The organism is Pseudomonas sp. NPDC088444, from assembly GCF_044900175.1.
GTDB lineage: Bacteria > Pseudomonadota > Gammaproteobacteria > Pseudomonadales > Pseudomonadaceae > Aquipseudomonas.
Map to the genome: position 1 here is coordinate 757,313 of NZ_JBJDNK010000001.1, position 13,524 is coordinate 770,836.

A 13,524-nucleotide genomic window follows, 5' to 3' on the forward strand; every position below is an offset into this window, starting at 1 on the left:
CAACACACTCGCCTCCTGGAGAGAAAGTGCTCAGTCGCTACTTCTTCTTGTCCCCCTTCTCAAACGCTGCCTGCAACGCATCGTTGATCGTGCGCAGCACCTTCACCCGCGCCCAGCGCTTGTCGTTGGCTTCCACCAGCGTCCATGGGGCGATTTCGGTGCTGGTGCGATCGACCATGTCGCCCACCGCCTCGCGGTATTGCGGCCATTTGCTGCGATTGCGCCAGTCATCATCGGTGATCTTGTAGCGCTTGAAAGGGATCTTTTCCCGGGCCTTGAAGCGTTCCAGTTGAGTCTTGTCATCAATGGCCAGCCAGAACTTCACCACCACCACGCCCGCGTCGGTGAGCTGCTCTTCAAAGTCGTTGATCTCGCCATAGGCCCGCAGCCAGTCCGCCTCGGAACAAAAACCCTCGACCCGCTCCACCAATACCCGGCCATACCACGAACGATCGAACACGGTGAATTTGCCCCGCGCCGGGATCTGCCGCCAGAAGCGCCACAAGTACGGTTGCGCCAGTTCATCCTGACTGGGCGCCGCAATCGGCACGATGTGGTACTGCCGAGGATCGAGCGCCCCCGCCACGCGCTTGATCGCCCCACCCTTGCCCGCCGCGTCATTGCCTTCGAACACCGCCACCAACGCATGACGACGCATGCGCTTGTCGCGCATCAGCCCGGACAACCTCGCCTGCTGGGCAATCAACTGTTCTTCGTAATCGTCCTTTTCCAGCGACAGGGTCATGTCCAGATTATCGAGCAGGCTCAGTTCATCGGTGTTGCTCGGTAACGGCCCGATGTTGACCAGGTTGCCATTGCCTTCCGGGGTCGTGAGGGCATTCTGCAAACCCTCCAGCAGCAGACGGCCAACCGTGAGGCTGCGGTAGTTGGGGTCCACGCCTTCGATCACATGCCACGGCGCATAGTCGCGGCTGGTGCGGCGCAGTACGCGCTCACCAAAGCGCACGAACTTGTCGTAAGTCCGCGATTGCTGCCAGTCCAGCGGGCTGATGCGCCAACTGTGCAGCGGGTCGTCCTTGAGGGTCTTGAGGCGCAGCTTCATCTGTTTTTTGGACAGGTGAAACCAGAATTTGAAGATCACCGCGCCCTCGTCGACCAGCATCTTTTCCAATCGCTCGGCAGCGTTGATGGCCTGGTCCAGCACCGGGTCCTTGAACTGCTTGTGCACCCGCCCCTGAATCATCTGGCTGTACCAGTTGCCAAAAAACACGCCGATCCTGCCCTTGGGCGGGAGTTGTCGCCAGTAGCGCCAGACAGGCGGATGGGCCAGTTCTTCATCGGTTTGCTGATCGAAAGTGCGCACCTCGATAAAGCGCGGGTCCATCCAGTCGTTGAGCAGTTTGACCGTCTCGCCCTTGCCCGCGCCTTCGATACCATTGATCAGCACGATGATCTGGCGTTTGCCTTGCTGGTGCAGCTCGTATTGGGCTTCGAGCAAGGCTTCGCGCAGTGCGGGGACCGCAGCGTCGTAGGTTTTGTCGTCGATGGCGTGGCCGATTTCAGCGGATTCGAACATGTACAACTCCCTGGGACTTATCGCTCAAGACTAGCGGATCGATGAGGGCAATGTGGGCTATGACAACGAATCCCTGCCATGGATCAATCGATGCGCTGCAACTCGGCACGGGCGCTGCGTTAAGATGGCGGCCTCGCACCTGCCACAGCGCCTTGCATCGTTCGATCATGACCACCATCCAGCACGCCCAGCTCGACTGGGACGAAAACGGCAACCCGATTTCCCGGGCCTTTGCCGACGTCTACTTTTCCAACGAATCGGGGCTGGCCGAGACGCGCCATGTGTTCCTGACCCAGAACGACCTTGAGGCACGCTTTACGGCGCTGCCTGCGGACGGGCGTTTGATCATCGGCGAAACCGGCTTTGGCACCGGGCTGAATTTTCTCTGCGCCTGGCAGTTGTTCGAAGCCTGCGCGACACCCGGCGCGCGGCTGCAATTCGTCAGCGTCGAGAAGTTTCCTCTGAGCTACGCCGATCTTGAACGGGCCTTGAGCCTGTGGCCGGAGCTGAAGGCATTGGCCGATCAACTGCTCACGCAATACGTGGCGATTCACGAAGGCTTTCAGCGGCTGATGTTCGATGGCGGCCGGGTCACGCTGACGCTGATGATCGGCGATGCGCTGGAGATGCTGCCGCAACTGGACGGGCAGATCGATGCGTGGTTTCTCGACGGTTTCGCCCCTTCGAAAAACCCGGAAATGTGGACCCCGGAACTGTTCGCTGAACTGGCTCGCCTGGCCGCGCCCGGTTCGACCATCGGCACGTTCACCAGCACCGGCTGGGTGCGTCGCGCGCTGAATGCGGCGGGGTTCAAGATGAAGCGCGTGCCGGGGATCGGCCACAAGTGGGAGGTGTTGAGAGGGGCGTTCATTGGCTGGCCTGAAGAGACGCCTGCCCCGGCCCCAATGAAGCCGTGGTTTGCGCGACCTCGCCTGGCGAATACGACGCGCAAGGCGCTGGTCATCGGCGCAGGGCTGGCGGGTTGTGCGACAGCCGCGAGTCTCGCCGCTCGTGGTTGGCAGGTCAGCTTGCTGGAGCGTCATGACGCTGTGGCGCAGGAGGCGTCGGGCAATCCGCAGGGCGTGCTGTACCTCAAACTGTCGGCCCACGGCACCGCGCTGTCGCAGTTGATCCTCAGCGGTTTCGGCCACACCCGTCGGCTGCTGGAGCGGCTGGAACGAGGTGTCGATTGGGGCGATTGCGGCGTGCTGCAACTGGCCTTCGATGACAAGGAGCGCGAGCGGCAGGCGCAACTGGCGGGGGCGTTTTCCCCGGCGTTGCTGCATGTGCTGGATCGGTCTGAAGCTGAGCGCAGAGCAGGTGTCACGCTGAACAGCGGCGGGCTTTTTTACCCCGAAGGCGGCTGGGTGCACCCGCCTGCGTTGTGCCGACATCAAGCGAGTGCATCGAACATTCGCCTGATGCCGCACACCGATGTGGTCGAACTGCGGCGCGAAGGCGATGTATGGCAAGCATGGGATGGCGAGCAATTGATCGACTCAGCGCCTGTCGTGATTCTGGCCGGGGCGGCAGAGGTCAAACGCTTTCCGGCCAGCGCCGAATTGCCGCTCAAGCGCATTCGCGGGCAGATCACCCGGCTGGCTGAAACTCAGGCCAGTCAATCGTTGAGCACCGTGGTCTGTGCAGAGGGCTACGTTGCGCCGGGTCGTCTGGGCGAACACACCTTGGGTGCCAGTTTCGAATTCAACAGCGACGACCTGACGCCCACCACTGCCGAGCACTTGGGCAACCTGGACTTACTGCGGGAAATCTCCCAGGACCTGACCGAGCGTTTGCAAGCCGATCAGGTGCCTGTCGAACAGCTCGAAGGCCGCGCCGCCTTTCGCTGCACCAGCCCGGACTACCTGCCTATCGTTGGGCCGTTGGCGGATCGTGAGGCGTTTTCGGAGACTTACGCGATCCTGCGCAAAGACGCCCGGCAAGTGCCCGACCTCCCCTGCCCGTGGCTGGACGGTCTGTACGTCAACAGCGGTCACGGCTCACGCGGGCTAATCACCGCGCCGTTGTCGGGCGAATTGATCGCAGCGTGGCTGGATAACGAACCGCTGCCGCTGCCCAGAAGCGTGGCCGAGGCCTGTCACCCGAACCGGTTTGTGCTGCGGCAGTTGATTCGTGGGAAGTGAGTGCTTGATGCTGGCACTGAGCCCGACTGAATCCGGGGAGGGATTTTGATCCTGATCACTGGCCTGACGCAAACCGGGGGCGGCTTTTGATTCTGGGCGCAGCCCGTAGGAGCCTTGCTTGCAAGCGATCTGCCGCGTAGCGGCAGTACAACCAAACGCCCGCGTCGTTTCAGGCACACCGCATTGGTAGGGTTTACTGCCGCTACGCGGCAGATCGCTCGGCAGAAGCAGAGATGCGCATGGCCAAGATGTCGCGGAGGATGCAGACCGTACAACTCTCCCGGACAACCCGGTATCCTCCCCCCCCATCCTCCTTTCAGGTGCATGTCGATGCTGCAAGTCCAAGGCGTGTTCAAGAGCTATGCGACGGCCCAAGGCCCGCTGGCGGTATTACAGGGGGTGGATGTGCAATTGGGCCAAGGCGAAAGCCTGGCGCTGATGGGCGAATCCGGGAGCGGCAAGAGCACGCTGCTGCATCTGGTGGCCGGGCTGGATCAAGTGGACGCAGGCACCATCGAGATCGCCGGGCAGCGTCTGGACACCATGACCGAGGCACAACTGGCCAACTGGCGGCGTACGGCAATCGGTCTGGTGTTTCAGCAGTTCAACCTGATCGGCAGCCTCAAGGTCGAGGATAACCTCGCCTTTCAAGCGCGCCTCGCCGGGCGCTTCGACCCTGAGTGGCAGGCCGAACTGGTCCATCGCCTGGGCCTGGGCGCCTTACTCAAGCGCTACCCCGAACAACTCTCCGGCGGCCAGCAACAACGGGTCGCTATCGGACGCGCGCTCGCCTCTCGTCCCGGTCTTTTGCTGGCAGACGAGCCCACCGGCAACCTCGACGAAAACACCAGCGATGAAGTGCTGCAACTCTTGCTCGACCTGTTGGCAGACAGCCCCACCAGCCTGCTGATGGTCACTCACAGCCCCCGGATCGCGGCGCGTCTGGACCGCCAGGCGGTGTTGCACCTGGGCCGTCTGGCGACTGAAGGCGAACGCTGATGCCGGTCTTTTTCTGGACACTCAAAGCCCTGCTCAGCCACTGGCGGCGCCACCCGGTGCAATTTTTCAGCGTGCTGACCGGCCTGTGGCTGGCCACCAGCCTGCTGACGGGCGTGCAGGCCCTGAACAGTCAGGCGCGGGAAAGCTACGCCAAGGCCAGCCAGTTGATCGGCGGTGAGCCACAGAAAGTGCTGGTGGCGCCGAACGGTGCCAATTATTCGCAAGAACTGTTCGTCAGCCTGCGCCGTGCGGGCTGGCCCGTCTCGCCTGCGCTGCGCGGCCGGGTGACGTTGGCGGACCGTCCCGATCAGCGTCTGATCATGCTCGGTATCGAGCCGGTGACCCTGCCCGCCAACACCGCGTTGGCCGGGCAGACACTGAACACCGAACAGCTCGTGCAATTTTTCACCCCGCCAGGCAGCACCTGGATCTCGCCGCAGACGATGCAAGCTCTCGGCCTGCATGAAGGCGAGCAGCCGCAAACCGATGCTGGCCAGGCCCTGCCACCCTTGCGCGCACAGGCTGACATGGCCCCCGGTCTGCTGCTGGTGGACATCGGCTTTGCCCAGCGAATTCTCAATCAGCCCGACCAGATCTCGCGCATGATCCTGCCCAAGGATTTCGCCGAAGACCCGCCGCCCCTGCCCGACGACATGAAAGGCGAACTGGTGATTCGCAAGAGCGGCGAAGACAACGACCTGGGGCGCCTGACCGAAAGCTTTCACCTGAACCTCGATGCGTTGGGCTTCCTGTCGTTCGTGGTGGGCCTGTTCATCGTTCACGCTGCGATTGGGCTGGCGCTGGAGCAGCGACGTGGATTGCTGCGCAACCTGCGGGCCTGTGGCGTCAGTGCGCGTGGGCTGATCACGAGCCTGATCGTCGAACTGGGCGTGCTGGCCTTGCTCGGCGGAATCGCCGGGGTCGTCAGCGGTTACTGGCTGGCGAGCATCTTGTTGCCGGATGTGGCCGCCAGCTTGCGTGGCCTGTATGGCGCGGAAGTGGCCGGACATCTGAACCTGAGCATCGGCTGGTGGCTGAGCGGTCTTGGCGTCGCCTTGCTCGGCGCCTTTCTCGCCGGGGCCAGCAGTCTGTTGCGCGCCGCGCGCCTGCCGTTGCTGGCACTGGCCAACGAACAAGCCTGGCACGACACTCACGCACGCTGGCTGAAGCGCCAGGGCTGGATCGCCGGGGTTTCCGCCGCCGTCGCCCTGCTCGCCGCACTGTTCGGCAACAGCCTGACGATGGGCTTCGTGCTGATGGCCAGCCTGTTGCTCAGCGCTGCACTGGGCCTGCCGGTGCTGCTCAATGCCTTGCTCAATGCCTTGCTGGGCCACAGCCGCTCGGTGCTGGGCCAGTGGTTTCTTGCGGACTGTCGTCAGCAGTTACCGGCGCTGAGTCTGGCGCTGATGGCCCTGTTACTGGCGATGGCGGCGAACATCGGCGCGGGCAGCATGACCTCGGGTTTCCGTCAGACCTTCACGCATTGGCTGGAACAACGCCTGAGTGCCGAGCTGTACATCAACCCGCAGAACGCCGCGCAGGCCGCGCCCTTGCAAAAATGGCTGAGTGAACAGCCGCTGACGTCTGCCGTGCTGCCCAACTGGCAAGTCTCGCTGCAACTGCACGGCTGGCCCGCCGAGCTGTATGGGGTGATCGATCATCCGCATTATCGCCAGCACTGGCCACTGCTCGAATCGTCAGGAGACGACGCTTGGGGCCAATTGGCCAAGGACGACACGCTGATGCTCAGCGAGCAGTTGGCACGACGCCTCGACGTCAGCGTCGGCGATGAAGTGACGTTACCCGCCCCGGATGGCGACTGGCGTTTGCGTGTAGTGGGCATCTACGCCGATTACGGCAATCCCAAGGGCCACATGCTGGTCAACGCCAATCACCTGCTGGAGCACTGGCCGGATCTGGCGCCGAACCGCTTCAACCTGCGCATCGACACCCGCGCCATCCCGCAATTGCTGCGGGTGTTGCACAACAAATTCACCATCGACGACAACCGCATCGTCGACCAGATCCAGCTCAAGGCCTGGTCGCGACAAGTGTTCGAACGCACCTTTGCCGCGACCGCCGCGCTCAACAGCCTGACGTTGATGGTGGCGGGCGTGGCGCTGTTCATCAGCCTGTTGACGCAAAGTCAGAGCCGTCTGGGGCAACTGGCGCCGCTGTGGGCGTTGGGGGTCACGCGCAGGCAGTTGATGCTGCTGAACCTGGCGCAAACCTGGCTGTTGGCGGTGCTGACGCTGGTGCTGGCAATCCCTCTGGGCTTGCTGCTGGCGTGGTGTCTGGATGCGGTGATCAACGTGCAGGCGTTTGGTTGGCGGCTGCCCACACAGGTGTTCCCGCTGCAGTTGTTGCGTTTGATGTTGCTGGCAATGCTGGCCACGTTGTTGGCGTCGGCCTGGCCGTTGTATCGGCTGTATCGCACCCGCCCTGCCGATTTATTGAGGACCTTTGCCAATGAACGCTAAGGCGCTGGTTCTGGTTTTGATGACGCTGTTGCTGAGCGCTTGCGACAAGCCTGAAGAGGAGAAAGGCTTCGCAGGCCTGGCCGACGATGCTGCAAGCTACGCGCAGGTCACGCCAGGCACCCCGCTGATGTTTCCAAGGGATCATGGCGCGCACAACGATTTCCGCATTGAGTGGTGGTACGTCACCGCCAACCTCAAGGACGCCGACGGCCAGTCGTTCGGCGTGCAGTGGACGCTGTTTCGCAATGCCCTGCCCCGCTCTGCGTCCGCCCCCGAAGACAACCACGGCTGGAGCAACCGCAACCTGTGGATGGGCCATGCGGCGGTGACCTCCGCCGACGAACATTACGCTGCCGAACGTTACGCCCGAGGCGGCGTGGGTCAGGCCGGTGTCACCCTCGCCCCGTTCACGGCGTGGATCGATGACTGGGTGTTAGGCAGCCATGCCAGCGTCGAAAACCCGCTGACCGACATGCAATTGCACGCCCGTGGCCCTCAGTTCAACTACAGCCTGCACCTGACATCGAGCAAGCCGTTGGTGCTGCAAGGCAAACAGGGATTCAGCCAGAAATCCGAGCAAGGCCAGGCGTCGTATTACTACAGCCAGCCGTTCTTTCAGGCTGACGGCAGTATCGAGATCGATGGCAAGGCGTACCAGGTTTCAGGCCCTGCGTGGCTGGACCGGGAATGGAGCAGCCAGCCGCTGACGGAAAACCAGACCGGCTGGGACTGGTTCTCGCTGCACCTCAAAGACGGAGCGGACGTGATGCTCTATCGCATGCGACAGAAGGATGGCGAGCCTTATCTGACGGGCACGTGGATTAACGCCGATGGCAGCACTGAGTTGCTTGCCGCCCGCGACATCGAGCTGACGCCAGAAGACACCACCGAGGTCGACGGCCGTGACATGCCTACCCGCTGGACAGTGAAAATCCCCGGCAAGGGCGTGAACGTCTCGGTTGAAGCGCTCAATCCGCTGGCGTGGATGGATTTGCAGATTCCGTATTGGGAGGGGCCGGTGCAGATCAGCGGGAGCCAGCAAGGTGTGGGGTATCTGGAGATGACGGGGTACTAGCCCATCACGCAAACCCCGCCAACCCTGCTTCTGCCCGCAGGACGTAGGGGTCCATGGCTGCTGACCCACCGCATTCGCCACCAAGGCGGCTCCCACAAGGACCGTGCCGAATACCACATCGTGTGTACGACGCTGAACCTGTGGGAGCCGGCTTGCTGGCGAATGCGGAGCACCTGATACGCATAAGCCGACACTGCAATCACCGGCAAGCCATGCTGCTACAGAGATGCGCGAGCTACTCAAGCGATCGCATTTATAACTTTTAGTTCTAAAACTCTCACATCCCCCACCGGTCAGTCTTTGGGTAGCCGGACTTCCCCGGCCACATTCCCCAACGGAAAACCGGTAAGGACTTATGTGCGGATTAGCTGGAGAGTTACGTTTCGACAACCAACCTGCGGACCTCGCCGCAGTAGAACGCATCACCCATCATCTGGCCCCTCGCGGCCCGGATGCCTGGGGCTTCCATAGTCAGGGGCCGGTTGCCCTTGGCCATCGGCGCTTGAAAATCATGGACCTGTCCGACGGTTCGGCGCAGCCCATGATTGACAGCCACCTGGGCCTGTCGCTGGCCTTCAACGGCGCGATTTATAACTTTCCGGAATTGCGCGCCGAACTGGAAAGCCTCGGTTATCAATTCCATTCCGGCGGTGACACCGAGGTGCTGCTCAAGGGCTATCACGCCTGGGGCGCCGACCTGCTGCCTAAACTGAACGGCATGTTCGCCTTCGCCATCTGGGAGCGCGACAACAAAAGCCTGTTCATTGCCCGCGACCGTCTGGGCGTCAAGCCGCTGTACCTGTCGCTCACCGAAAAGCGTCTGCGCTTCGCCTCGACCCTGCCCGCCCTGCTCAAAGGCGGCGACATCAGCCCGATGCTCGACCCGGTGGCGCTGAACCACTATTTGAATTTCCACGCCGTGGTCCCGGCCCCGCGCACCTTGCTGGCAGGCGTCGAGAAAATTCCGCCTGCCACCTGGATGCGTGTGAGCGCTGATGGCGAGGTCGAGCAGAAGGTCTGGTGGACGCTGCCATACGGCCCTCGTGCCGATGAGCAGCATCTGACCCTCGAAGACTGGCGCGACCGCGTGCTCGACAGCACCCGCGAAGCCGTGGCCATTCGTCAACGCGCCGCTGTCGATGTCGGCGTATTGCTCTCGGGTGGCGTCGATTCCAGCATGCTCGTCGGCCTGCTGCGCGAGGTCGGCGTGAAAGACCTGTCGACTTTCTCCATCGGCTTTCAGGACGCCGGTGGCGAGCGTGGTGACGAGTTCCAGTATTCGGACCTCATCGCCAAGCATTACGGCACGAACCATCATCAATTGCGTATCAAGGAAAGCGAAATCATCGAGCAGTTGCCTGCTGCGTTTCGCGCCATGAGCGAGCCGATGGTCAGCCACGACTGCATCGCTTTCTACCTGCTGTCCCGCGAAGTGGCCAAGCACTGCAAAGTGGTGCAAAGCGGTCAGGGCGCGGACGAGCTGTTCGCCGGGTATCACTGGTATCCACAAGTTGATGGCGCCAGCGACCCGTATGCGGCGTATCGCGATGCGTTTTTCGACCGCAGTTATCAGGAATACGCCGACACCGTGGCGCCTAAATGGCTGACCGCCAATGACGCTGCCGGTGACTTCGTGCGCGAACATTTTGCCACGCCGGGCGCTGAGGCCGGTGTCGACAAAGCGCTGCGTCTGGACAGCACGGTGATGTTGGTAGACGACCCGGTCAAACGCGTCGACAACATGACCATGGCCTGGGGCCTGGAAGCGCGTACGCCGTTTCTCGATTACCGCCTCGTCGAGCTGTCCGCTCGCGTACCGGCGCGCTTCAAGTTGCCGGATGGCGGTAAACAAGTGCTCAAGGAAGCGGCGCGTCTGGTGATTCCATCGCAAGTCATCGACCGCAAAAAGGGCTACTTCCCGGTACCCGGTTTGAAGCACCTCGAAGGCGACACACTGAACTGGGTACGCGATCTGCTGATCGATCCCAGCCAGGATCGCGGCCTGTTCAATCCCGCCGCGCTCGACAAGCTGTTGACCAACCCCGACGGTCAATTGACCCCGCTGCGTGGCTCCAAGCTGTGGCAGCTCGCGGCCCTGAACCTGTGGCTCAGCGAACAAGGACTGTGACCGATGAAAGCCAATGCTTCGATATACAACCAGCGTCTGCTGCGCGGCCAGGCGCCGTCTTATGAGCGCTTGCAGGCGCGCTTCGCCGAAGACGGCAGCACGCCGGACGATGCGCCGCTGGCGCTGCACTGCGGCTGGGGCCGACTGCTGATCGGTCACACCTACCCTGACCCGGCCGCGCTGGCCAACGATCTGCTCAACGAGAAACCCGGCGAGCGCGACATCGCGCTGTACGTAGCCGCCCCGCAGCAGGTCCTGGCGCAGGCGCCCCAGCAGTTGTTCCTCGATCCGTCAGACACTTTGCGTCTGTGGTTCACCGACTATCGCCCGTCCCAGCGTGTGTTTCGTGGCTTTCGCATCCGTCGCGCGCAGAGCCAGGCGGACTGGGAGGCGATCAACCATCTGTACATCGCCCGCGGCATGTTGCCCATCGACCCCACCCTACTGACCCCGCGTCATCAGGGCGGTCCGGTGTACTGGATTGCCGAGGATGAGAGCAGCAATGCGGTGATCGGCAGCGTCATGGGCCTCAATCATCAGAAAGCATTCAATGACCCGGAAAACGGAAGCAGCCTGTGGTGCCTGGCGGTGGACCCGCAATGCACCCGCCCCGGCGTGGGCGAAGTGCTGGTGCGCCATTTGGTCGAGCATTTTCAAAGCCGGGGTTTGGGCTACCTGGACCTCTCCGTGCTGCACGACAACCAACAGGCGAAAAACCTTTATAACAAGTTGGGTTTTCGCAACCTGCCGACCTTCGCCATCAAGCGCAAGAACGGCATCAACGAGCGGCTGTTTCTCGGCCCCGGCCCGCAGGCGGACTTCAATCCCTACGCGCGGATCATCGTCGAGGAAGCCCATCGTCGCGGCATTGACGTACAGGTCGATGACGCCGAAGCAGGCCTGTTCACCCTCATTCACGGCGGTCGCCGCATTCGTTGCCGCGAATCTCTAAGCGACCTGACCACCGCGGTCAGCATGACGCTGTGCCAGGACAAGCGCCTGACCAACAAGGTGCTCAAAGCCGCCGGACTTCATTTGCCGGTTCAGCAACTGGCAGGCAACGGCGATGACAATCTGGCATTTCTGGACGAGCACGAACGCGTGGTGGTCAAGCCGGTGGATGGCGAGCAGGGCCAAGGCGTGGCGGTCGATCTGCGCACCATCGAGGACGTTCAGGCGGCGGTCGAGCGTGCTCGTCAGTTCGATTCGCGGGTGCTGTTGGAAAGTTTTCACGAAGGGCTCGATCTGCGCATCGTCGTCATCGGTTTTGATGTGGTCGCGGCGGCCATTCGACGTCCGGCAGAGATTCGCGGCGATGGTCGGCACACCGTGGGCCAGCTGATCGAAGCGCAGAGCCGTCGACGTGCCGCCGCTACCGGGGGCGAGAGCAAAATCCCGATGGACGATGAGACCCGTCGCACGGTCGAAGACGCAGGGTTTACCTTCGACAGCGTATTGCCTTCGGGGGAGTGTCTGGCGGTGCGTCGCACGGCCAACCTGCACACTGGCGGTTGTCTGGAAGACGTGACCGCGATTCTGCACCCGGTGTTGAAAGACGCCGCCATCCGCGCCGCCCGCGCCCTCGACATCCCCGTCGTCGGGCTGGACCTGATGGTGCCTGCTGCCGACCAGCCGGAATACGTGTTCATCGAAGCCAACGAACGCTGCGGACTGGCCAACCATGAGCCACAACCGACTGCCGAACGTTTTGTCGATCTGTTGTTTCCCCTTAGCCTGCCCGCTCACGGCTAGGCACACATTATCCCTGTAGGAGTGAGCTTGCTCGCGATTGCGTTGTATTAGCCAACAGATGTATCGCTGGCACCCAGCAATCGCGAGCAAGCTCACTCCTACAAGGGGGTGATGTGTACTGTTGAAATGAGGAGCCTCCCATGACCACTGCACCCAAAATCCCTGAACCGGATCTGAATTACCTGCAGAAAGTCCTGCTGGAAATGCTCGCGATCCCCAGCCCCACAGGCTTTACCGACACCATCGTGCGCTACGTCGCTGAGCGTCTGGAAGAGCTGGGCATTCCCTTTGAACTGACCCGTCGCGGCACGATTCGCGCGACCTTGAAAGGCAAACAGAATAGCCCCGACCGTGCCGTTTCCGCGCACCTGGACACCATCGGCGCCAGCGTGCGTGAGGTCAAAGACAACGGCCGTCTGGGCCTCTCGGCGGTAGGCTGCTGGTCGAGTCGTTTCGCCGAAGGCAGCCGCGTCAGCGTGTTCACCGACAGCGGCGTGATTCGCGGCAGTGTGCTGCCGTTGATGGCGTCGGGGCATGCGTTCAATACCGCGGTCGACACCCTGCCCATCAGTTGGGATCACGTCGAACTGCGGCTGGACGCCTATTGCGCCACTCGCGCCGATTGCGAGTCGCTGGGGATCAATATCGGTGATTTCGTGGCCTTCGATCCGCTGCCCGAATTCACCGAAAGCGGCCACATCAGCGCCCGTCATCTGGACGACAAGGCTGGCGTGGCGGCTTTGCTCGCGGCCCTCAAGGCGATCGTCGACAGCGGCGCCGAACCGCCCATCGACTGTCATCCGCTGTTCACCATCACCGAGGAAATCGGCAGCGGCGCGGCGGGCAGTTTGCCGTGGGACGTCAGCGAATTCGTTGGCATCGACATTGCGCCCGTCGCACCGGGCCAGCATTCCAGCGAACACGCAGTCAGCGTAGCCATGCAAGACTCTGGCGGCCCGTATGACTATCACCTGTCACGGCACCTGTTGCGATTGGGCAATGAGCACGAACTGTCCGTGCGTCGCGACCTGTTTCGCTATTACTACAGCGATGCCCACTCAGCGATTACCGCAGGCTACGACACCCGTACCGCTCTGCTGGCCTTCGGTTGCGATGCGACGCACGGCTACGAGCGTACCCACATCGACAGCCTCAGCGCCTTGAGCCGTTTGCTGTCGGCCTACATCCTCAGCCCGCCCGTGTTCGCCAGCGATGCGAAACCGGCGAATGCCTCGCTGGAGAACTTCAGCCACCAGTTGGAACACGACGCGCAGATGGAAACCGATACGCGGGTGCCTGCGGTGGATACGTTGGTGGGCCAGCGGTAGGCACTTCCCGTCCGTACATGAAACTTCTCTTGTGGGAGATTCTATGTTGACTGACCCGCCGCATTCGCCAGCAAGCCGGCT

General features: G+C 62.3%; 8 protein-coding genes. 7 read left to right on the plus strand and 1 reads right to left on the minus strand.

Translation table 11 applies throughout. The features are described from left to right. Window positions 1–37: 37 nt before the first annotated feature. Window positions 38–1,537, minus strand: a complete 1,500-nt coding sequence (gene pap / locus ACI2KB_RS03665) for a polyphosphate:AMP phosphotransferase (RefSeq protein ID WP_404631458.1) — start codon at window positions 1,535–1,537, stop codon at window positions 38–40. A 167-nt stretch (window positions 1,538–1,704) separates the two neighbouring features. On the opposite strand from pap, the gene mnmC reads away from it, so the two are divergent. From mnmC to ACI2KB_RS03700, 7 genes are all read left to right on the plus strand, one after another. Then, window positions 1,705–3,681: a bifunctional tRNA (5-methylaminomethyl-2-thiouridine)(34)-methyltransferase MnmD/FAD-dependent 5-carboxymethylaminomethyl-2-thiouridine(34) oxidoreductase MnmC gene (gene mnmC, locus ACI2KB_RS03670; RefSeq protein ID WP_404631460.1), complete on the plus strand. Its 1,977-nt coding sequence runs from the start codon at window positions 1,705–1,707 to the stop codon at window positions 3,679–3,681. A gap of 330 nt (window positions 3,682–4,011) precedes the next feature. Beyond that, the gene (locus ACI2KB_RS03675) at window positions 4,012–4,680 is read left to right on the plus strand and encodes an ABC transporter ATP-binding protein (protein ID WP_404631462.1); all 669 of its coding nucleotides are present in this window, start codon (window positions 4,012–4,014) and stop codon (window positions 4,678–4,680) included. Further along, window positions 4,680–7,160 carry an ABC transporter permease gene (locus ACI2KB_RS03680; RefSeq protein ID WP_404631464.1) on the plus strand — a complete coding sequence of 827 codons (2,481 nt, stop codon included), beginning with the start codon at window positions 4,680–4,682 and terminating at the stop codon, window positions 7,158–7,160. Before ACI2KB_RS03675 ends, ACI2KB_RS03680 begins: the two co-directional genes overlap by 1 nt. Next, on the plus strand, window positions 7,150–8,235 hold the full coding sequence (locus ACI2KB_RS03685; RefSeq protein ID WP_404631466.1) for a lipocalin-like domain-containing protein: 1,086 nt from the start codon (window positions 7,150–7,152) through the stop codon (window positions 8,233–8,235). Before ACI2KB_RS03680 ends, ACI2KB_RS03685 begins: the two co-directional genes overlap by 11 nt. 355 nt (window positions 8,236–8,590) lie before the next feature. Next, window positions 8,591–10,363: an N-acetylglutaminylglutamine amidotransferase gene (locus ACI2KB_RS03690; protein ID WP_404631468.1), complete on the plus strand. Its 1,773-nt coding sequence runs from the start codon at window positions 8,591–8,593 to the stop codon at window positions 10,361–10,363. A gap of 3 nt (window positions 10,364–10,366) precedes the next feature. Then, a complete protein-coding gene (gene ngg, locus ACI2KB_RS03695; RefSeq protein ID WP_404631469.1) occupies window positions 10,367–12,115 on the plus strand; it encodes an N-acetylglutaminylglutamine synthetase in 1,749 nt (582 codons plus the stop codon). 140 nt (window positions 12,116–12,255) lie between these two features. Beyond that, entirely contained in the window at window positions 12,256–13,443 is a 1,188-nt protein-coding gene (locus ACI2KB_RS03700; protein WP_404631470.1) for an osmoprotectant NAGGN system M42 family peptidase, read from the plus strand. The last annotated feature ends 81 nt before the right edge of the window (window positions 13,444–13,524 follow it).

Coding starts and splice junctions, on each gene's coding strand:
- ACI2KB_RS03675 (WP_404631462.1), top strand. CDS start 4,012: ATGCTGCAAGTCCAAGGCGTGTTCAAGAGCTATGCGACGGCCCAAGGC.
- mnmC (WP_404631460.1), top strand. CDS start 1,705: ATGACCACCATCCAGCACGCCCAGCTCGACTGGGACGAAAACGGCAAC.
- ACI2KB_RS03690 (WP_404631468.1), top strand. CDS start 8,591: ATGTGCGGATTAGCTGGAGAGTTACGTTTCGACAACCAACCTGCGGAC.
- ACI2KB_RS03680 (WP_404631464.1), top strand. CDS start 4,680: ATGCCGGTCTTTTTCTGGACACTCAAAGCCCTGCTCAGCCACTGGCGG.
- ACI2KB_RS03700 (WP_404631470.1), top strand. CDS start 12,256: ATGACCACTGCACCCAAAATCCCTGAACCGGATCTGAATTACCTGCAG.
- ngg (WP_404631469.1), top strand. CDS start 10,367: ATGAAAGCCAATGCTTCGATATACAACCAGCGTCTGCTGCGCGGCCAG.
- ACI2KB_RS03685 (WP_404631466.1), top strand. CDS start 7,150: ATGAACGCTAAGGCGCTGGTTCTGGTTTTGATGACGCTGTTGCTGAGC.
- pap (WP_404631458.1), bottom strand. CDS start 1,537: ATGTTCGAATCCGCTGAAATCGGCCACGCCATCGACGACAAAACCTAC.